Here is a 19,969-nt window from a genome sequence, read left to right as displayed (position 1 = left end):
CCCCGTCCCGTAGCGACCCAGCGCCGATCCCATGGCGATCCGGCACCGGCCCCGTGGAGATCCGGGCCGGGAAATAGCGGCTTTTCTCCGATATTCCCGCTTCAATCAAGCGTCTTACCGCCCGGACGAAGCAGCACGAAGAGCGAGAAGCCCCAGGTCAAGAGCTGAGAGCCGATGCCCCTGAATGCGTACCCCTCGCGTTCCCTCGCGGCCACTTCATCAGCTGACCAGCCCTCGGGAGCGCAGCACAGAAGACCAGGTCAGAAGGCATCTGACCTGGTCTTGAGAAGAGCCGCCTTCGGGGTTCGAACCCGAGACCTACGCATGACGAGTACAGCGGCCCGGTAGGGCGATCGAACGGTCAACATCATCGAGTGCTGAGGACCTGACGGCCCGGGCCGGCGGCCGGACGGCCGCCGGCTCCCGTGCGGGCGGCTATCTGCCGATCTCCCAGGCGAAGGGCGGGAGTTCGCGGGCCCGGGAGTAGACGTCCAGGGCCTGGTCCGTGGGGACGAACGGGTGGACGCGGGCGCCTTCGAGGCCGGCCAGGAGGCGGGCGCAGTGCTGGATGCAGCCGGCGACCTCCTTGCCGTGGCGGTCGACGATGGTGGCGGCGTCGTGCGGCCCCTCGCAGGGCGCGGGGTCCTTGGCCGCGGCGGCCGGGCAGCGGTCCTGGCGGGCCGGGGGTGCGGTGGGCTCACCCTCGGCTGTCGGGTACGGGGCGGAGGCGTCGAGCGGCTGGTTCATTGCGTGGTGTCCCCCTGGTGGCGCGGTGGTGCGTGCCATGAGCGGTGCCGGTGGCGCGATTGCTGCGGTCCCGGCACCCAGGACAGTGGTGCTCGGTGCGGGCGCCGTCCATGCCGCCTTGGGGAAGACCTGGTCGGATCGTCAGCTCTTCATGGGAATGTGCGCCACAGAGGGGCGCGGGGCGCTCGAATAGGGCGCGCGGCGAGCCGTGCACCGTCCGGCGCGACTCACCCGGGCCCCACGGGCCCCGTACCGGAACCGTGCCGGGAGCGGTCCGGGCGGCGGCCGGGGGCCAGGTCGAGGTACCGCTCCATCAGCAGGGCGAGGGTGAGCACGGTGGCGGCCAGCAGCCAGCCGCCGAGGACATCGCCCGGCCAGTGGACACCCAGGTAGACACGGGTGAGGCCGACGGCGGCGGCCCAGACGGCGAGCACCACGCACCAGGTGCGGGCGATGGAGGGGCGGGCCCGGCGGGCGATGCCCCAGGCCAGGATGCCCGCCGCGAGCGCCGCGGTGGTGGCGTGTCCGGAGGGGAAGGCGTACTCGGAGGCGCGTCCTGCCCAGTCGGCTGCGGGTGGCCTGGGCCGGGCGAACAGCTCCATCAGGCCGTAGCGGAGCGCCTGGCCGACGGCGAGGACGACCGCGGCGGCGCCGACCGCGCGGAGCCGGCCGAGGCTGCCGCGTCCGGCCAGCAGGCCCGCGAGTACCGCCATCAGATACGGGACCATGCCGGACCCGGTGGCCGTCAGCGCTTCGGCCGACGAGCGCAGCGGTTCCCCGCGGTGCGCCAGCGACCAGCGCAGGGCGGCCTGTTCGGGGGCGAGCGGAAGGCCGTGCCGTACGGAGACGGTGACGGCCACGGCGGTGAACAGCACCGCCCAGAGCGCGGCGAGGGTGAGGAGCGACCGGGCGGTGGGGCGGGCGTGCGGTCCGGGGCGTGAGTCGGGGGGACCACCCCACGCCTCCGGAACGGAGCCTCGCCCCGGCCCCGTTCCCGGCGCCCGCTCCGGTCCGGGCTCCGGTCCGCGTTCGGGCCCCGTCACCGCGCGGCCCCCACAGGGCGCAGCCGGGTGGCGCGGATCCGCTCGACGGCGGGGGCCGCGCGGCGGTCGAGCGGGGTTCCGCCGAAGGCGAGGTGGTTCACGGGTGCTCCTTGGCGGCATGCGAGGTCGTACGTGGTGCGGGGCGCGCGGGCACGGTGGGTCGGCTGCGGGGTGACGTCGTGCCGTCGGCGGACGTCGCTGCCGGGCGGCGGCGGGAGCGCAGCACTTCGGGGGCGAGGGATCAGCGGGACCGGGTCGTCCGGACCGCCGCCGCACCCGCCTTCCCGCCTGTCATCCCGCCTGTCACCTGCGCAAATGCGGCGGCTACGGCCATGTCGGTGGGCCCTCCCATAATGGGTTGCGGGCCTGCTGAACGGCCGGCCCGACCGACTACAGTCACGTAGACGGTCTACGGAACTGTAGACGACCTGCAGGCGAAGGGCGTTCCATGTCGGAGACATCACCCGTGCAGCGGCGCCCCGCAGGCGAGCTGGAGGCGAGCGTGCTCGCGGCGCTCTGGGCGGCCGAGGGGCCGCTGAGCCCCGCCGAGGTGCAGAGCGCACTGGGCGGCCGGCTGGCGCGTACCACCGTCACCACGATCCTGACCCGGCTGCACGACAAGGGCGCGGTGTCCCGCTCCCGGGCCGGCCGCGGCTTCGCCTACTCGCCGATACAGGACTCCGCGGGGCTGACCGCCCGGCGGATGCGCAGCGAACTCGACAAGCAGCACGACCGGGGCACCGCACTGGCCCGCTTCGTCTCCCAGCTGACCAGCGAGGACGAACAGCTGCTGCGCTCCCTCCTGGTGGGCGCGGAGGACAGCGCGGACCAGGCGCCGGACGCCGGCCCGCGCCCCGGCGCCGCACCATGATCGTCACGGCAGGGGTTCCGCCGCTGATGCCGCTGGCGGCGGTACCGGCCGCCCACTGAGCGGCGCCGCACCGCCGCGGTCGCCCGCCCTGCCGTGGTCGCCCGCCCGGCCGTGGCCGACACCCCGCCCCGCCCTCAGTCGCCCGCCCTGCCCCGGTCGCCTGCCGCGGCCCCCGTGTGCTTCCCCCGCCCCACCGTGAAGCCCAGGGTCGCGCCGCCGCCCGGACGGTGGGCGGCGAAGGCGTGGCCGCCGTGTGCGGTGGCGATCTCCCGGACGATGGCGAGGCCGAGCCCGGAACCGGGGAGGCCGCGGGCGGCCGGTGCCCGGTAGAAGCGGTCGAAGACCCGGGTGAGGTCGGCCTCCGCTATGCCGGGGCCGCGGTCGAGGACTGCGATACGGGCGCCGGTGACCTGGACCTCGATCGGCTCCGTCCCGCCCGCGTCGAACTTGGCGGCGTTCTCCAGCAGATTGGTCAGCGCCCGGTTCAGCGCTCCCGGCCGGCCCTCGACCACGGCCGGGCGCACGGTCCGTACGGTGATCTCGCGGCCGGTGCGGCGGCGGGCCGAGGCGGCCGCCTTCTGTGCGACCTCGGCCAGTCCCACCTCGGCCAGCGGGTCGTCGTCGTGCTGTCCGGCCGCCAGGTCGACCAGCTCGTTGACCAGGTCGGTGAGCTCCCTGGCCTCGCCCGCGAGGTCGGCGAGCAGCTCCTCGCGGGCCTCCGGCGGCAGTTCGTCGAACCGCTTGAGCAGCGAGATGTTGGTACGCAGCGAGGTCAGCGGTGTGCGCAGCTCATGCCCTGCGTCCTGGACGAGGCGCTGCTGGTCCTGCACCGCGCTGGCCAGCCGCCCGAGCATGTCGTCGAAGGCCCGCCCCAGCCGGGCGACCTCGTCCCGGCCCGCCACCGGAACCGGTACGTCCAGCCGGCCGTGCTCGGCCACGCTCTCGGCGACCGAGGTCAGCCGCACCAGCCGGCCGGTGATCCGGCGCGCCAGCCACCACCCGGCCGCCCCGGCCAGCGCGATGACCGCGGCCGCCAGCAGCGCGGTGCGCTGCTGGAGCGCGGAGAGCAGGTCCTCGGTCTCGCTGAACTTCTGGGCGACCTGGACCGCCCCGCGGCCGCCGCCGAGCGCGACGGTCGCGACGTGGTACTCCTCGTCGCCGATGTCCGCCTCGCGCTGCATGTGCCGGCCGGCGTGCCGGTCCATGGCGATCCGGCGTTCCGCGGGACCGGCCGGCAGGGCGGGGCGCCCGCCTTCCACGATCCGGCCGCCGGCGCCCAGGATCTGCACGTCCGTACGGGTGGGGCGGGTGAGGTCGTCGCGCGGCCCGTCGTGGTCGGGGTCCGAACTCGCATAGTCGGCGGGCTCGAACTGCTTCTCCTGGACCTGGGTCCGCAGATCCCGTACGACCTCGGAGAACACCGACTTCTCGTCCACCCGCACCAGCCGGGCCGCCGCGTCATAGCTGAGGAACCCGACGAGCACGGTCACCGCCGCGGCCCCGACGGCGAAGGCCACCGCGAAGGTGGTCCGCAGACTGGCGGGCCTACGGGTGCGCAGCCAGGCGGCCTGCCCGCCGCGCCGCCAGGAACGGATCCGGGACCGCAGCCGGGCGTACGGCCGGCGCCCGCGCCGGGTGCCGGGCTCTCCGGTCCCGGTACCGCCGCGCGGCCCGGGCATCTCAGTCCTCCCGCAGGACGTAGCCGACGCCCCGCACCGTGTGGATCAGCGGCCGGCTGCCCGGGACATCGACCTTGCGCCGCAGATAACCGACGTACACCGCGAGGTTCTTGGAGCCGGGCCCGAAGTCGTAGCCCCAGATCCGGTCGTAGATCGTCGAGTGGTCGAGGACGATCCCGGCGTTCCTGGCGAGCAGCTCCAGCAGCTCGAACTCGGTGCGGGTCAGCTCCAGTTCCCTGCCGCCGCGCCAGGCCCGGCGCGAGGGCCCGTCGATCCGCAGATCGGCGGCTTCGACCACACCGCTGTCCGCCATCCGGTCCCCGTACGCCTCGTCCGGCTCCGCCGCCTCACCGGCCGCCTCCGCCCCGGGCCCGGTCCCGGCCGCCTCCCCCGTGCCGTCCCCCGCCGTACGCCGCAGCAGCGCCCGCAGCCGGGCGAAGACCTCCTCGACCTCGAACGGTTTGACCACATAGTCGTCGGCCCCGGCATCCAGTCCGGCGATCCGGTCGGCCGTCTCGACCCGGGCGGTCAGCATCAGGATCGGGGTGCGGTCCTGCTCGGCCCGCAGCACCTGGCACACCTGGAGCCCGTCGATGCCGGGCATCATCACATCCAGCAGGATCACATCCGGCCGCTCGCGGTGCGCGGCGGCGAGCGCCTGGATGCCGTCCGCGACGGCGGTGACCCGGTACCCCTCCAGGGTCAGGGCACGCTCCAGCGCGGTGCGGATGGGGCGGTCGTCCTCGGCGAGCAATACGGAATGGGTCACGCGGCAAGTCTGCCAAGATCACGCAGGGGGCGAGGGGGTCCCCCCGCCCGGCCGGGGCCGCGTGCAGGGAGCGCAGCGGGCCCGCGGTGGTTCTCTTACCCGGCTCTCACCCGTCGTTCTTACCGGCCTCTCACTCCGGGCACGTCCTCGGCTTACCCCTTACCGCCACGGTTGCCCCGGTGCCGGACGGATCGGTTACGGCGCCCCGGCCGCGACCAGGGTCCCGGCCGACCTGATTGACCGGTCGCCTCTCGGGAAGACGCCGCACCGTATGAAGATCACCCTCCTGCTGCACAACGCCTACGCCATCGGCGGCACCATCCGCACCACCCTCAACCTCGCCGCCGCGCTCGCCGACCGGCACGAGGTCGAGATCGTGTCGATGATGCGGCACCGCGAGGTCCCCCGGTTCACCGTGGACCCCCGGGTGCGGCTGATCCCCCTGGTGGACACCCGGGTCGGCAGCGCGGACATGGCGGATCCGCTCTTCGGCGAGCCCGCACGGGACTTCCCGCTCGCCGAGCAGCGGTACGACCAGTACAGCCGGCTGATCGACCTGCGCGCCGCGGAGTTCCTGCGCGGCACGGACGCGGACGTACTGATCGGCACCCGGCCCGGCATCAACGTCTACCTGGCCCGCTTCGGCCCCCGCCGGGCGCTGCGGATCGCGCAGGAGCATCTGCGTCACGATGCGCACGGCAAGCGGCTGCGCGCCGAACTCGCCCGCCATTACCGGACGCTGGACGCCCTGGTCACCACGACCGAGGCGGACGCCGCCGTCTACCGCGCACGGATGCCGCTGCCGGGCGTCCGGGTACTGGCGGTGCCCAACATCGTGCCCGCCCCGGCCGGGCCGCCGTCCGAGGGCACCTCGAAGGTGATCGCCGCGGCCGGGCGGCTGGTCCGCGGCAAGCGCTTCGACCTGCTCATCGAGGCGTTCTCCACGGTCGCCGACAAGCACCCCGACTGGCGGCTGCGCATACACGGCGGCGGCGCCGAACGCGCACGGCTCCAGGAGCTGATCGACGAGCTCGGACTCGACGGACACGCGGAGCTGACCGGCCCCCGGTCGCCGATCGAGGCGGAGTTCGCCAAGGCATCGATCGTGGCCTCGGCCTCGGACGCCGAGTCGTTCGGCATGACGCTCGTCGAGGCGATGCGCTGCGGGGTGCCCGTCGTGAGCACCAACTGCCCGCTGGGCCCGGCCGAGATCATCGACGACGGCAGGAACGGACTGCTGGTGCCGGCCGGCGACGGGCAGGCGCTGGCCACCGGTCTGCTCGACCTCATCGAGGACCCCGGGCGCCGCCGGAGGATGGCCGGGGCCGCGCTGGAGAGCGCGCACCGCTACGACCCGGAACCCATCGCCGAGCGCTACCAACTCCTCTTCCAGGAGCTCCGCTCGACCCGCATCGGCCGCGCCGGCCGTCGTTCCCTGGGCCGGGCCCGGGCCCGCGCGCGCCGGCTGCTGCGGCGGACGCTGCCGGGAACTCTGCGGGGAACTCGTCCGCGTTAGGGCGGGCATGCCGCGGGGCGGCCGTTCCGTACGGCGGCCCGCCGAGTTGTGCGGCCTTCAACAGGACCGCCTCTCAAGGAACTTCCCGACCCGTATCTGGCGTCTCCGGTACCGGACATGCTGAACTGCTGGAACGAACCGACACACCGTCATATCGCACGGTGACGCAGGGAACGCAGGGCGCATACGGAACGCATCGCCGCCGAGAGCCCCGGCCGGCAACGTGACGCAGGTACGCAGTAACGCAGGCACGCAGAACACAGGAACACACCGGAACGCGAGCACCACCGGAACACGTTTCAACGCTGTTGCCCGTTCGAGCAGTTGGCGCTTCGAATCCGCAGGTCCGATCGGCAGGAGGCCGTTCATGCTGCACGGTGTCGATGTCAGCTCCTACAACTCCTCGTATTCCGCCGAGGGGCTGGACTTCGTTTTCGTCAAGGCGACCGAAGGCCGCTCCTACATCAATCCGCACCAGAACGCGCAGGCGGCAAAGGCCCGTAAAGCAGGCTGCGTGGTCGGTTTCTACCACTTTCTCTGGCCCGGAAATATCGCCGCCCAGGCGCGGTATTTCGTCGAGAAGTGCGCCTCGGTCCAGGGCGACATCCTGGCGTGCGACTGGGAGCGCACCGGCGAGGGGACATATGCGAGTAATGCGCAGAAGGACCAGTTCCTGGTCGCGGTGAAGAAGCTGCGCCCCACGCACCGCGTGATGCTCTACTGCAACCGCGATTTCTGGCTCCACCACGACACCACGTCCTACGCGGCCGACGGCCTGTGGATCGCCGACTACGTCTCCGCCGGGCATCCGCGGATCAAGGCGAAGTGGCGCATCCACCAGTACACGGACCGACCACTGGACAAGGACGTCGCGGACTTCTCCAGCAAGGCCGCCCTCAAGAAATGGGCGCACCCGGCATAAGGTTTCCTACCGGCACGCGGATGTCATGCCTCCGGGAACCGCGCGTACGCCCACGACGCACCCTGCGTACACGCCCCGGGAACAGCCTGTGACACCACCGCGACACGCCGCGGCACATACCGCGGCGAACGCCGTGACAAAAGCCGCGAAGAGCACCATACGGTGCAGCGAGAGAACCAAGAGGAGCAGCCGTGACCGACCCGGCGTCCAAGGCCCTGCAACAGGAGATCGCCCGGGATCTCCAGGTGACCGCGTCCTTCGACGCCGAGCAGGAGATCGAGCGCCGGGTGGCCTTCCTCACAGAGCGGCTGACCTCCACGGGCCTGCGCTCGCTCGTGCTGGGGATCAGCGGCGGCGTCGACTCCACGACCACCGGCCGGCTCTGCCAGCTCGCCGTGGAGCGGGCCCGCGCCACCGGGCACGACGCGACGTTCTACGCGATGCGGCTGCCCTACGGCGTCCAGGCGGACGAGAAGGACGCCCAGCGGGCGCTGGAGTTCATCCGGGCCGACCGGGAGCTGACCGTCGACATCCGCCCGGCGAGCGATGCGGCGCTCCAGTCCGTGCTGGACGGCGGGCTCACCTTCCGCGACGCGCACCACCAGGACTTCGTCCAGGGCAACATCAAGGCGCGGCAGCGCATGATCGCGCAGTACGCGGTCGCCGGAGCGCACGACGGTCTGGTCGTGGGCACCGACCACGCGGCCGAGGCGGTCTCCGGCTTCTTCACCAAGTTCGGTGACGGCGCGGCGGACGTGGTGCCGCTGACCGGGCTCACCAAGCGCCGGGTGCGCGCGGTGGCGGCGGTGCTGGGCGCCCCGCAGGAGCTGGTCACCAAGGTGCCGACGGCCGACCTGGAGACGCTCGACCCGGGCAAGCCCGACGAGGTCGCGCTCGGTGTGAGCTACGACCAGATCGACGACTTCCTGGAGGGCAAGCCGGTCGAGGCCACCGCCTTCCAGGCGATCGTCCGCCGCTACCGCTTCACCGAGCACAAGCGGGCCCTGCCGATCGCGCCGTGAGCCGGCCTTCGTAGCTCTCCCCCGCCCCCTCCCCCTCCGGGGGAGGGGGCGGGGGGTGGGTTCGCGGGTGGGGGGAGCCGCCCCGGTACGGGGAGCCGAACCCCGGCGGAGGGGAGCCGAATCCCGGCGGAGGGGAGCCGCCCCCCCGGTGGAAGGGGACCGACCCCCGCCGGGAGAGCCGAACCCCGCATGTCACGCTTCCGCAAGAGGACAGTCACCCTCCCGGTGCTAAATCGTGGGCGGGAGCGGGCATGCATCCGGCCATGGGAAGCCGCGAAGTCCGATCGGAAGATCAACTGTCAGTGGGGCCGCCTACGCTCCGGGACATGGGTTACGCAAACCTGCGCGAACTCCAGACCGCGCTGACCACCGCCTCCGACCTCGCCCGTACTCTGCAATCCGCGCCGACCCGGCACGATGCGGACCGGCTCGTCGACGTCCTCCGCCAGGCGCTGACCGCCGCCGGCTCACTGGGCGCCGAGACCGGCCCGACCGGCTGCGCCCTCCATCCGCACGGCGCGGTCGACCCGCTGTACGGCGACCCGGAGGACCCCCTCCCGCCGGGCTACGGCAAGTGCCTGCTGTGCAACGACCGCCGGCGCCGGGCCGACGCCCACCATCCGCATGTACGGCCGCACGCCCGCCCACACCCCCGCTGGCGTCGCCCACTCAGCGCCTGAGGCCCTGATCCGAGCACCGGACGGGCCTGGACACTTACCGGGGCCGGAGCGGGAGCGGACTACCATCCGCGCATGCGACCTGCCAGATACAGCGATGAGGATCTCGAACAGCACTCCCTGCGCCGACGGGTCTCCGACGACGGGCAGCGGTCCGGATTCGAGCACGACGTGGACCGGATCCTGTACTCGACGCAGTGGCGGGCGCTGGCCGGCAAGAGCCAGGTGGTGGCGAGCGCCGAGCTGGGCGCGTACCACACCCGGCTGACGCACTCGATGAAGGTCGCCCAGCTCGGCCGCCGGATGGCGGAGCGGCTGGAGCGCAAGTACGGCGGTCCGAACCCGGCCCTCGTCGAGGCGGCGTGCATGGCGCACGACATCGGCCATCCGCCCTTCGGACACGCCGGCGAGCTGGCGCTGCGCGCCACGATGGACGAACTGCACTTCGCGGACGGGGTGCTGGACAGCTTCGAGGGAAATGCCCAGACCCTGCGGGTGCTGACCTTCCTCGCCGCCCACAAATACCCGGGCCACCGCGGACTGCATCTGACCCGCGCCTGTCTGGACGCCGCCACCAAGTACCCGTGGGAGCGCGCGCCGGTCGACCAGGATCCGGCGCGGCATGTGAAGTGGGGCGTCTACGTCGCCGACCGGGAGGCGTTCTCCTGGGTGCGGGCCGGCCGCGACGACACCGCCGTACCGGTCGAGGAGCAGGTGATGGACTGGGCGGACGATGTCACCTACGCCTGCCATGACGTGGAGGACTTCTACCGTACGGGCCTGATCCCGCTGGCCGCGCTCTTCCCGCCGGACGGTTCCGCGGGCGGTGACACCGAACGGGAGACCCGCCGCTTCCTGGACTATGTGCAGGCCAAGCGGGCGCGCGCGGGTGAGCCCTTCGAGCGCGAGGCGGCGCTGGTGATGATGGCGGACATCGGCAAGCGGCTGGCGGTGCCCGCCCCGTACAGCGGCAGCCATGAGGACGCGGTCGCGGTCAACCGCCGCACCGCCGACCTGATCTCGTACTTCACCCGGGGCATCGAGCTGGAGGTGGGCGGTACCGCGGCGATCCGGTACGGGGCGCGGCTGGTGATCCCGGAGGACCGCCGGGCCGCCTGCGATCTCCTCAAGGAGCTGGTGTGGTGCTACGTCATCGACCGGCCCGCGCTCGCCACTCAGCAGCACGGCAAGCGACGGATCGTCAGCCAGCTGCTGCGCTGGACCCATGACGCACCCGAGCTGCTGCCGCCGGACCGCGCCGAGGAACTGGCGCTGCACGGCGACCCGCTGCGCGCCGCGGCCGACCATGTCGCCTCGCTCACCGAGGACCAGGCGCTGGCGCTGCACCGGCGGCTGTCGGGGACGGGTCTGGGCTCGGTGAACGACAACGTGTGGCTCTGAGGGGTCCGGAGGCCGGCGGGGCGGGTCTTCCGGCCCGCCCCGCCCGGTCCTGCGCGTCCCCGTGCCGGGCGGCTACTCCGCCCCGTCGCCCCGCCGCTTCTCCGGCCGCAGGGCGATCCGTCCCAGCACCCCGGCCACGATCAGGGCGCCCACCGCGACCAGTACGTAGTCCGGTACGCCGGCCCCGATCCGGGTGGCCCACTCCTCGACCCGGAATTCGGCGTCCGCGTCGAGGATTCCGGGCAGCGCGCTGGTCCCGTTGAAGCGCAGGAAGAGGACGCCGATGCCGATGAAGAACACCCCGGACAGCAGCGAGGTGGTGTGCAACCGCAGCCTGCCGAGGGTGAGTTCACGGCCCCGCAGCCAGCCGCGGCTGCCGAGCCGGAAGCGGTCCCACAGCAGCGCGAGGACGAACAGGGGCAGCGCCATGCCCAGCGCGTACACGGCGAGCATCGAGGCCCCGTACACCGGATTCCCGCTGACCGCCGTCACGGTCAGCACCGCGCCGAGGATCGGTCCTGCGCAGAATCCCGCGAGGCCGTAGACACAGCCGAGCAGGAAGGTGGAGACCGCCGAGCGCGGGGTGATCCGGGCGGCCGCGGACTGGGCGCGCCGGGAGGCGAAGCCCAGGCCCAGGATCTGGGCGAGGCCCATCGCGATGACGACCCAGCCGCCGACCGCGACCAGCAGCTCGCGGTGGCCGTTGAACAGCCGGCTGGCCGCCGTACTGGCCGCGCCGAGCGGCACCAGGGTCGTGGCCAGCCCCAGGTAGAACACGCCGGTGCGGGCCAGCAGCCGGCCGGGGCTCGCCAGGGAGTACGCGAAGAACGCCGGCAGCAGCAGTGCGCTGCACGGGCTGACCAGGGCGAGCGTCCCGCCGAGAAACGCCGCGAGGTAGCCGATGTCGGTCGTCACTTCTTGCCCCCCGCGGCCTTCGCACCCGCCTTCGCCGCCGCGTCCTCGATGGCCTGCGCGAAGACCTCGGTGGGCTGGGCCCCGGCCACCGGCCGGCCGTTGACCAGGAAGGACGGCGTGGACTGCACCCCGAGCCGGTAGCCCTCGTCCTGGTCCTTCTTCAGCGCCCGCTCGGCGTCCGCGCTCTTGAGGTCCGCACGGAACCTGTCGAGGTCGGTCACGCCGCTGGTGCGGGCCATTTCGACCAGCTTGTCCTCGGCCAGTGCGCCGCCCTTACGGGTCTTGGCGTACAGCACATCGTGCAGCTGCCAGAATTTGCCCTGCCGGCCGGCGGCCCAGGAGGCGCGGGCGGCCCGCTCGGAGTGGGCGCCGAAGACGGGGAAGTTGCGGAACTCGATGCGCAGGGTGCCCGCATCGACGTACTTCTTGATCAGCTCGGGCTGGGTCTCACGGGTGAAGCGCCCGCAGAACGAGCACTGGTAGTCGGCGTACTCGACCAGCACCACGGGGGCGTCCTTCTTCCCCACGGCCAGCGGGTCGCCGTCCTGGCGGCGGCTGGTCTGCCGGGCGAGGTCGTCGTACAACTTCTGCTGTGCGGGGTCGTTCTCGGCCCCGACGGAGGCGGCGGCCTCCGGCTCGCCGGTGCGGCCGGTGTCCCGGCCGCCCTCGACGGCCTTGCCGACGGCGATGCCGACCGCGATCACGGCGACGACAAGGGCGATGACCGCGCCGATGGCGGCCAGTTTGCGGGTGGGAGAGGCGGAAGTGGGCATGCGAAAGCTCCAGACGTACGGAGGGGTATCAGGCAGGGCGCGTGCGGGCGCCGGCCTATATCCGCAGTACGGGCAGGAGCGCGGTGTGGTCGATGGCGGCGGCGCTGTCGGTCGGCGGCCTGGCGAGCGCGAACTGCGCCGGCAGGTCGGCTGCGAGCGGCCCGGCGCCGGTGGTGGCGGGCGCCAGGGGCTCACCGCGGTGCGGTGTGGGCAGCGGGGCGGACTCCTGAGGGCCGGGGGCATGCCGGTCCGAGCACCGCTTGGGCGCGGCGACCACCTCGACGGGGCGGTTGGCCTCGGCCTGCCGGCCGCCCTGCACCACGGCCGTCCGTGCGCTCTCGCCCACGGCGGGCACGGCCGGGCCGGGCACCCTGGCCGGGTCGCCCCCGCTCCGGCACAGCAGCGGCCCGAAGGCCACGGTGAGAAGGAGCAGCAGCATCACCGCCGGCCGGCGCACCTGGTGCATGCCCCTCCTTCCCGTATCTGCCGCGAGCATGAACAGCCCATCCTACGGACCGTCCTTGCCCGCCCCGCGCACCCACCGTCGCTCGGCGAGCGGCGGCCCGTCGGGTGCCTGCCCCGGTCGGGTGGCCGCGTGGCCGGCCAACACGGCGGGGGGGGAGGAACCGCAGGTCCCGGCCGCCGACACGGCTCAGCGGTCGGTGACCCGCATCTCGAACCAGCTCGTCTTGCCGCGCGGCAGCAGGTCCACGCCCCAGCGGTCGGAGAGCTTGTCGACGAGGAAGAGACCGCGGCCGCTGGTGTCCATCGCCTGGACGGGCATGAGACAGGGCAGGCCGCGGGACGGGTCGCGCACCTCGATGCGGATCCAGCCACGGCGGCGGAGCATCCGCAGTCCGAAGGTGCGGGCGCCGGTGTGGCGTACGGCGTTGCCGACGAGTTCGGAGACGAGCAGCACGGCGTGCTCGGTGAGCTGGGGGGTGAGGGACCACTGTTTCAGGAGTACCGAGGCGGTCAGCCGGCGGGCGATGCCGGCGGACTGGGGACGGGACGGCAGCCGGACCTCGCCGAGAGTGGGATCACCGACCAGATCGAGCGCCGCGGACGCCGGTCCGCGGGGAGCCGGAGCGGGGCTTCTGTCCGCACCGGGGATGCCCCATCGTGTGGCGGCCGGATCGCTCCGCGGCCGCGGCTGCTCCATTCCTTCGAGGCCCGCCATGCCCCCCATCATGGCTGCTACTTGGCGGTCACGGGGGCGGAACCAACGGAATCCTTTGCCCGGAATCGTCGGTTCCAGACCCCCGGCGGGACATATGCCAAAGGCAGTTAAGGTTCCGGGATGCCGCGACTGACCTGCGACGACACCCGGCGTACGAAGAGGCCGGCCGGGCGGGCCAACAAGGTTGCCTTAAGGCACAATTAAGTCATCGGCGATTCGCCCACACGAGGCATCGGACCCCGGTCAAACCTCATAGGTCCCGTCAACACCAGCTGTTTCAGCGGAACTTGGCCTTGCCCGGCCCCTCCTCGACGAAACTGCGCATCCCGGTCTCCCGGTCCTCGGTCGCGAACAGCCCCGCGAACCAGTTGCGTTCAACCGTCAGGCCGGTGTCGATGTCGGTCTCCAGGCCGGCGTCGACGGACTCCTTCGCGGCCCGCAGCGCAAGCGCGGGGCCGGCCGCCAGCCGGGCCGCCCAGGCGTGCGCCTGCTCATGGACCTCCGCGGCCGGCACCACCCGGTCGACCAGTCCGATGGCCAGCGCCTCCTCGGCCTTGACCTGCCGGCCGGTGAAGATCAGGTCCTTGGCCTTGGACGGACCCACCAGCCGCGCCAGCCGCTGGGTGCCGCCGGCGCCCGGGATCAGGCCCAGCAGGATCTCCGGCTGGCCGAGCTTGGCGTTGTCCGCCGCGATCCGGAAGTCGGCACAGAGCGCCAACTCGCAGCCCCCGCCCAGCGCATATCCGGTGATCGCGGCGACCACCGGCTTGGGGATCCGGGCCACGGCGGTGAACGAGTCCTGGAGCGCCTTGGACCGGACGACCATGGCCGCATGGTCCATGGCCTGCATTTCCTTGATGTCCGCACCGGCCGCGAACACCTTCTCGCCGCCCCATACGACGACGGCGCGCACCTCGTCGCGGCGGGTGACCTCTTCGGCGAGCTCGCGCAGCCGGTCCTGGGTGGCGATGTCCAGTGCGTTCATCGGCGGGCGGTCCAGGCGGATGGTGCCGACGCCGTCGGCGACCTCGAGATTCACAGTCATGCCGGAAGGTTAGTACGCGTTAACGACGGCGGACCCGGTGCGCTGTGTCACAGTGCACCGGGTCCGGTCGTCTTCCGGCCGCCGTCGCTACTGCGCGGCCTTCCACTGCTCCCAGGACAGGTTCCAGTCGCTGAACCCGTTGTCCGGCTGGATCGTTTCGTCGTGCGAGTTCTTGACGATGACCACATCGCCGATGAGCGAGTTGCGGAAGAACCACGCCGCCGGGGTGGAGCCGTCACCGCCGCCGCGCGAGTCGAACAGGCCCACACAGCCGTGGCTGGCGTTGCGGGTGCCGAACGTCGGGCGCCCTGACCAGTAGTTGCCGTGGATGAAGGTGCCGGACGTGCTCAGCCGCATCGCGTGCGGGACGTCCTTGATGTCGTACTCGCCGCCGAAGCCGACCGTATCGCCGTTCATCCGCGTCACCGGGTGCTTCTCGCTGATGACCATCGTGCCGTTGTACGTCTCGGTGCCGGGGGCGCCGGAAGTGATCGGGATGGTCTTGATCTTCTTGCCGTCGCGGACCACGGTCATCTGCTTCGACTTGGCGTCGACCGTGCTCACCTGGCTGCGGCCGACGGTGAAGGAGACTTCCTTGGCCTGGGTGCCGTAGACGCCGGGCCGGCCCTCGACGCCGTTGAGGTCGAGCCTGAGGGTGACCTTGGTGCCGGGCGCCCAGTACTTCTCCGGGCGGAAGTCGAGCCGGTCGTTGCCGAACCAGTGGCCCTCTATCGGGACCGACGGTTTCGCCGTGACTTTGATGGCGTCCTCGACGGCCTTGGGGTCCGTGATGCCGCGGGTGAAGTGGATCGAGACCGGCATCCCGACGCCGACCTGCTGGCCGTTCTCCGGGCTGTACTGGCCGATGAAGGTGTTCTTGGGGACGAGCGTGGTGAACGCGGAGTGCTCGGCGGCCTCCCGGCCCTGGCCGTCCACCGCGACCGCGTCGACGGTGTAGTGCGTCGAGGCGCCCAGATGACCGCTCGGCTGCCACAGGGCGCCGTTGCCGGATATCTTCCCGTCGACCTCGTTGCCCTTGCCGTCCTTGACCTTGACGGACTTCAGCCGGCCCTTCTGGGCGGTCACCTTGAGGGCACCGCTGGTGGCGACGTCGTCCGCCCCGTCCTTGGGCGCTATCGTCACGGCGGCCTGCGAGGCGGCCTTCTCGCCACCCGCCTTGCCGGCCGGCTTGCCGTCCTCCCCGTCATCGCCGCCGCACCCGCTGACCAGCAGCAGCGTCGCGCCGAGGAGCAACGCGAGCGGGCCCCGGCCCCCTCGGCCCCGGTGCGGCCACCGACGCCGGCGAGCCGGCACCCCCCGAATCGGCTGGACGTTCACGATTGGCCCCTTTTCCCCTCGCACGGCCCGCGGTCGCCGGCACGCGTCTGCGGACAGCCGCGCGCTTGCCGTTAGATAACCACACCGCGGTGACAGTCAACTCCCCGCGAATGTCACCGTTTAGTCCCAAGTGCGAGGGTGGCGCGGGGGCGCCGGGGGCGGGCGGCCGTGCGCCACGGCGCCGTGACCGCCCCGGCTCAGCGCAGGGCCGAGCCGGCCCGCCACTGGTCCCAGGTCATGTTCCAGCCACCGAGGCCGTTGTCCGGTGCGACCGTGCGCTCCGGTGAGTTCTGGACCACCACGGTGTCGCCGAGGATCGACTGGCCGAAGAACCAGCCGGCCGGGGTGCCGGTGCCGCCGCCCCTGACGTCCTTGAGGCCCACGCAGCCGTGGCTGGTGTTCAGGCCGCCGAAGACCTCAGGCGGCGCCCAGTAGTTGCCGTGCAGAAAGGTCCCGGACCTCGTCAGGCGCATGGCGTGCGGGACGTCCGCGATGTCGTACTCGCCGCCGAAGCCGACGGTGCCGCCGTCCATCCGCGTCACCGAATGCCGCTCCAGGATCACCATCCGCCCGTTGTAGGTGGGGTTCTCGGCGTCGCCCGCGGTGATGGGCAGCACCGCCACCACCCGGCCGCCGCGCCGCACCGTCATGGTGTGCCGGGCGGCATCGATGATGCTGATCTGGTCCCGGGCCACCCGGTAGCGGACGGTGCGGTGCTGGGTCCCGTAGGTGTGCGGTCCGGCCTTCACCCCGCGCAGCCGCAGCTGCACGGTGATCTCGGTGCCGGGCCGCCAGCGGTCGCGGGGCCGGAAGTCGAGGCGGCGGCGGCCGAACCAGTGGGCGGCGACCTCGGCATGCGGCCGGGCGGCGACCCTGACGGCGCGTTCGACGGCGGCGCGGTCGGCGACCGGCCGGTTGAAGACCATCGAGAGGATCAGGCCGGTGCCCACGGTGGCGTCGCGCTGGGGCGAGAAGCGGGCGGTGAGGCGGTGGACGGGTGCGGCGGTGGTGAAGGTCGTACGGCGGGCGGAGCGGTGGCCCGCACCGTCCAGTGCCACCGCGTCGACGGTGTACTTCGCGCCGAGGTGGAGCGGGCGGTGGGCCGGCCGCCAGACCAGGCCGTCCGGTGAGATCCGGCCGGCGACGGACTGCCGGCGCCCGGCCGCGCCGGTCCGGCTGACCTCGACCCGCTCCAGCCGGCCCTCCGGCACCCGGATCTCGAACCGGCCGTCGCCCCGTACGCCGTGCGCGCCGTTGTGCGGGACGACCTGGATCGTCTCCTCCGGGGAGCGCGGGATGCCCGGGTCGAAGACGGCGGAGTCCGCGCAGCCGGTGAGCGTCACCGCCCCGGCGAGCCCGGCCACCGCGGCGAGGGCGACCCGGAGACGGCGCGCCGCCCGCCCGCCGTCCTGGTGGCACGCCGCCTGGCGCCGCGCGCGGTCCGGCCCCCGGCCCCGCGCCCTGATGCCCCCGCGGTGCTGCGCTCGGTCCCCTGCTCGGTCCTGCTGATGGGCGGTCATATACCGGATTGTGACGGATAGCACCCGGGTCGGGAGGTATGGCGCGTAACGGAATGTCACCGGTATGGCCCCGAAAGGGCATGGACGAACAATGAGCCCCGGCGGCGGGACAACGTGAGCCAACGCCCGGTTGCGGGAAGAACAACGGGGAGGGCGGGGACGCACGCACGGCCGGGACTCCCCCAGCCAACGCTGGGAGGTGCCCCCCTGCTGGGACACCGCCCGACCGAGCCATGAGCCGCAGGAGGCCGGCACGTGTCGAGCGCACCCGAGCAGGAGGCGGTGGCGGACGAACCCCTCGCCCCGCCTGCGGACATCCGCCCCGGCAGCCCGACCCCCCTGGGGGCCCGCTACCGCACCGGCCCCGACGGCGTCGCGGGCACCAACTTCGCCCTGTGGGCGGGTGGCGCCGAGGCCGTGGAGCTGTGTCTCTTCGACGAGGCGGAGCACGAGACGCGCCACCCGCTCACCGAGCTCACCCATGAGATCTGGCACGGCTTCCTGCCCGGTGTCCGCCCCGGCCGGCGCTACGGCTACCGGGTGCACGGGCGCTGGGACCCGTGGACCGGCGCCCGCTGGAACCCGGCGAAGCTGCTGCTCGACCCGTACGCCAGGGCCGTGGACGGCGACTTCGGCGCGTGTACGGAGCCGGCCGGCGCCGGGACCGCGCTGCCCGCCCAGCTGTACGGGCACGTCCGCGACTGGCCGCAGCAGCAGGTCGCCGACACCGTGCGCGACGACCGGGACTCGGCGCCGTATGTCCCCAAGGGCGTGGTGGTCGGCGAGGGCACCGCGGACGAGGGCGGCGCGGACGAGTGGCAGGACGACGTCCGGCCCAAGACGCCCTGGCCGGATTCGGTCCTCTACGAGCTGCATGTGCGCGGCTTCACGATGCGTCACCCCGGTATCCCGGAGCGGCTGCGCGGCACCTACGCGGGCCTGGCGCACCCGGCCGCACTGGAGCATCTGGTCCGGCTCGGCGTCACCGCCGTCGAGCTGCTGCCGGTCCATCAGTTCGCACACGAGGACCATCTGATGCGCCGGGGGCTGCGCAACTATTGGGGCTACAACTCCATCGGCTACTTCGCGCCGCACGCCGGCTACGCCGCGACCGGTACCCGCGGCCAGCAGGTCGGCGAGTTCAAGCGGATGGTGCGGGCGCTGCACGACGCCGGCATCGAGGTGATCCTCGACGTCGTCTACAACCACACCGCGGAGGCCGGCGAGCTCGGCCCGACGCTCTCCCTGCGCGGCATCGACAACCGCGGCTACTACCGGCTGGCCGGCGACGCCCGCCGCTACGCCGACTACACCGGCTGCGGCAACACCCTGCACGTCGTCCAGCCCCATGTCCTGCGGCTGATCACCGACTCGCTGCGCTACTGGGTCACCGAAATGGGGGTGGACGGCTTCCGCTTCGATCTGGCCGCCGCGCTGGCCCGTTCCCTGCACGACGTCGACATGCTCTCCCCGTTCCTCGCCGTGATCGCCCAGGACCCCGTACTGCGCCGGGTCAAACTGATCGCCGAACCGTGGGACGTGGGTTCCGGCGGCTATCAGGTCGGCGCGTTCCCGCCCCTGTGGACGGAGTGGAACGACCGCTACCGCGACACCGTCCGCGACTTCTGGCGCGGCGCCCAGCACGACGTCCGCGACCTGGGCTACCGGCTGTCCGGGTCGAGCGACCTCTACGCCTGGGGCGGCCGCCGCCCGTACGCCTCGGTCAACTTCATCACCGCACACGACGGCTTCACCCTGCGCGACCTGGTCACCTACGAGCACAAGCGCAACGACGGCAACGGTGAGAACAACCGCGACGGCACCCACGACAACCGCTCCTGGAACTGCGGCGCCGAGGGCGAGACCGACGACCCCGAAATCACCGCGCTGCGCCGCCGCCAGCTGCGCAACCTGGTGACCACCCTGCTGCTGTCCACCGGCGTGCCGATGCTGGTGGCCGGCGACGAGATGGGCCGCACCCAGCACGGCAACAACAACGCCTACTGCCAGGACAACCCCACCAGCTGGGTCGACTGGTCGCTCCTCGACGACCCCGACTGGCGCGCGCTGGCCGGCCTGACGGCCCGGCTGATCGCGCTGCGCCGCGCCCACCCCGTCCTCCGCCGCCGCGCCTTCTTCTCCGGGCGGCCGCACGGGCAGGGCGGCCTGCGCGACCTCGCCTGGTTCACCGCGGACGGTACGGAGATGACCGAACAGGACTGGTACACCCCGGGCGCCACGCTGGGCATGTACCTCTCCGGGAACGACATCTCCCAGCGCGACGACCGCGGCATCCGCATCGTCGACGACAGCTTCCTCGCCGTGCTGCACGCCGCCGCGCATCCCCGCGCGGTCACCCTCCCGGGCCCGCCCTGGGCGCAGTCCTACGAGCTCCTGGTCGACACCGCCCGGGACCAGCAGCCGGGGCCGGCGGAGCCGCCGTACGCGGCGGGCGGCACGCTCACGCTCGCCGGCCGGTCGGTGGTGCTGTTCCGGGCGGTGCCGGGCTGACGCTGCGGTACGGCCGCGGTGCGGCGGCGGTACGACGGCG

Annotated in this window: 18 protein-coding genes; 7 read left to right on the top strand and 11 right to left on the bottom strand. The window is 72.7% G+C overall.

Features of this window, described 5'->3' with window-relative positions:
* Nucleotides 1–435: 435 nt before the first annotated feature.
* Together ACZ55A_RS19910 and ACZ55A_RS19905 are read right to left on the bottom strand one after the other, a co-directional pair.
* Nucleotides 436–747 carry a hypothetical protein gene (locus ACZ55A_RS19910; protein ID WP_468841525.1) on the bottom strand — a complete coding sequence of 104 codons (312 nt, stop codon included), beginning with the start codon at nucleotides 745–747 and terminating at the stop codon, nucleotides 436–438.
* A gap of 227 nt (nucleotides 748–974) precedes the next feature.
* Nucleotides 975–1,790, bottom strand: coding sequence for a phosphatase PAP2 family protein (locus tag ACZ55A_RS19905; protein WP_468841523.1), 816 nt, complete (start codon nucleotides 1,788–1,790; stop codon nucleotides 975–977).
* A 448-nt stretch (nucleotides 1,791–2,238) separates the two neighbouring features.
* Here ACZ55A_RS19905 and ACZ55A_RS19900 point away from each other — a divergent pair, with 448 nt between their 5' ends.
* Complete coding sequence (locus tag ACZ55A_RS19900) at nucleotides 2,239–2,661, top strand: BlaI/MecI/CopY family transcriptional regulator (protein WP_468841521.1); 423 nt, start codon at nucleotides 2,239–2,241, stop codon at nucleotides 2,659–2,661.
* Between the two features lie 134 nt (nucleotides 2,662–2,795).
* Here the strand turns inward: ACZ55A_RS19900 and ACZ55A_RS19895 are convergent, their stop codons facing one another.
* Together ACZ55A_RS19895 and ACZ55A_RS19890 are read right to left on the bottom strand one after the other, a co-directional pair.
* Nucleotides 2,796–4,340 (bottom strand): sensor histidine kinase, encoded by a 1,545-nt coding sequence (locus ACZ55A_RS19895; RefSeq protein WP_468841519.1) that lies wholly within the window; start codon nucleotides 4,338–4,340, stop codon nucleotides 2,796–2,798.
* A 1-nt stretch (nucleotide 4,341) separates the two neighbouring features.
* A complete protein-coding gene (locus ACZ55A_RS19890) occupies nucleotides 4,342–5,109 on the bottom strand; it encodes a response regulator transcription factor (protein WP_468841517.1) in 768 nt (255 codons plus the stop codon).
* A 271-nt stretch (nucleotides 5,110–5,380) separates the two neighbouring features.
* Between ACZ55A_RS19890 and ACZ55A_RS19885 the strand changes: the two genes are divergently transcribed.
* The 5 genes from ACZ55A_RS19885 to dgt all read left to right on the top strand — a co-directional run bounded on the left by ACZ55A_RS19885 (nucleotide 5,381) and on the right by dgt (nucleotide 10,647).
* Entirely contained in the window at nucleotides 5,381–6,625 is a 1,245-nt protein-coding gene (locus tag ACZ55A_RS19885; RefSeq protein WP_468841515.1) for a glycosyltransferase family 4 protein, read from the top strand.
* 367 nt (nucleotides 6,626–6,992) lie between these two features.
* A complete protein-coding gene (locus ACZ55A_RS19880; RefSeq protein WP_468841513.1) occupies nucleotides 6,993–7,547 on the top strand; it encodes a GH25 family lysozyme in 555 nt (184 codons plus the stop codon).
* Nucleotides 7,548–7,738: 191 nt separating this feature from the next.
* Complete coding sequence (nadE, locus tag ACZ55A_RS19875; RefSeq protein ID WP_468841511.1) at nucleotides 7,739–8,569, top strand: ammonia-dependent NAD(+) synthetase; 831 nt, start codon at nucleotides 7,739–7,741, stop codon at nucleotides 8,567–8,569.
* 326 nt (nucleotides 8,570–8,895) lie between these two features.
* Nucleotides 8,896–9,249, top strand: a complete 354-nt coding sequence (locus ACZ55A_RS19870) for a hypothetical protein (protein WP_468841509.1) — start codon at nucleotides 8,896–8,898, stop codon at nucleotides 9,247–9,249.
* A gap of 72 nt (nucleotides 9,250–9,321) precedes the next feature.
* A complete protein-coding gene (dgt, locus tag ACZ55A_RS19865; protein WP_468841507.1) occupies nucleotides 9,322–10,647 on the top strand; it encodes a dGTP triphosphohydrolase in 1,326 nt (441 codons plus the stop codon).
* Between the two features lie 72 nt (nucleotides 10,648–10,719).
* Here dgt and ACZ55A_RS19860 read toward each other — a convergent pair whose 3' ends face one another.
* The 7 genes from ACZ55A_RS19860 to ACZ55A_RS19830 all read right to left on the bottom strand — a co-directional run bounded on the left by ACZ55A_RS19860 (nucleotide 10,720) and on the right by ACZ55A_RS19830 (nucleotide 17,418).
* Complete coding sequence (locus ACZ55A_RS19860) at nucleotides 10,720–11,562, bottom strand: cytochrome c biogenesis CcdA family protein (RefSeq protein WP_468841505.1); 843 nt, start codon at nucleotides 11,560–11,562, stop codon at nucleotides 10,720–10,722.
* Nucleotides 11,559–12,335 (bottom strand): DsbA family protein, encoded by a 777-nt coding sequence (locus ACZ55A_RS19855; protein ID WP_468841503.1) that lies wholly within the window; start codon nucleotides 12,333–12,335, stop codon nucleotides 11,559–11,561. The genes ACZ55A_RS19860 and ACZ55A_RS19855 overlap by 4 nt, the downstream gene beginning before the upstream one ends.
* A gap of 55 nt (nucleotides 12,336–12,390) precedes the next feature.
* On the bottom strand, nucleotides 12,391–12,801 hold the full coding sequence (locus ACZ55A_RS19850) for a hypothetical protein (RefSeq protein WP_468841501.1): 411 nt from the start codon (nucleotides 12,799–12,801) through the stop codon (nucleotides 12,391–12,393).
* A 186-nt stretch (nucleotides 12,802–12,987) separates the two neighbouring features.
* The gene (locus ACZ55A_RS19845) at nucleotides 12,988–13,515 is read right to left on the bottom strand and encodes an ATP-binding protein (protein WP_468841499.1); all 528 of its coding nucleotides are present in this window, start codon (nucleotides 13,513–13,515) and stop codon (nucleotides 12,988–12,990) included.
* Nucleotides 13,516–13,792: 277 nt separating this feature from the next.
* Complete coding sequence (locus ACZ55A_RS19840; protein WP_468841497.1) at nucleotides 13,793–14,560, bottom strand: enoyl-CoA hydratase/isomerase family protein; 768 nt, start codon at nucleotides 14,558–14,560, stop codon at nucleotides 13,793–13,795.
* Between the two features lie 87 nt (nucleotides 14,561–14,647).
* The gene (locus ACZ55A_RS19835) at nucleotides 14,648–15,898 is read right to left on the bottom strand and encodes a L,D-transpeptidase (RefSeq protein ID WP_468841495.1); all 1,251 of its coding nucleotides are present in this window, start codon (nucleotides 15,896–15,898) and stop codon (nucleotides 14,648–14,650) included.
* 197 nt (nucleotides 15,899–16,095) lie between these two features.
* Nucleotides 16,096–17,418, bottom strand: coding sequence for a L,D-transpeptidase (locus tag ACZ55A_RS19830; RefSeq protein ID WP_468841493.1), 1,323 nt, complete (start codon nucleotides 17,416–17,418; stop codon nucleotides 16,096–16,098).
* 255 nt (nucleotides 17,419–17,673) lie between these two features.
* Here ACZ55A_RS19830 and glgX point away from each other — a divergent pair, with 255 nt between their 5' ends.
* Entirely contained in the window at nucleotides 17,674–19,929 is a 2,256-nt protein-coding gene (gene glgX / locus ACZ55A_RS19825; protein WP_468841491.1) for a glycogen debranching protein GlgX, read from the top strand.
* Nucleotides 19,930–19,969: the final 40 nt, after the last annotated feature.

The organism is Streptomyces sp. NPDC034111, assembly GCF_055575375.1.
The sequence above is the reverse complement of the archived record's forward strand: the minus strand, read 5'-3'. Positions and strand labels throughout refer to the sequence as shown.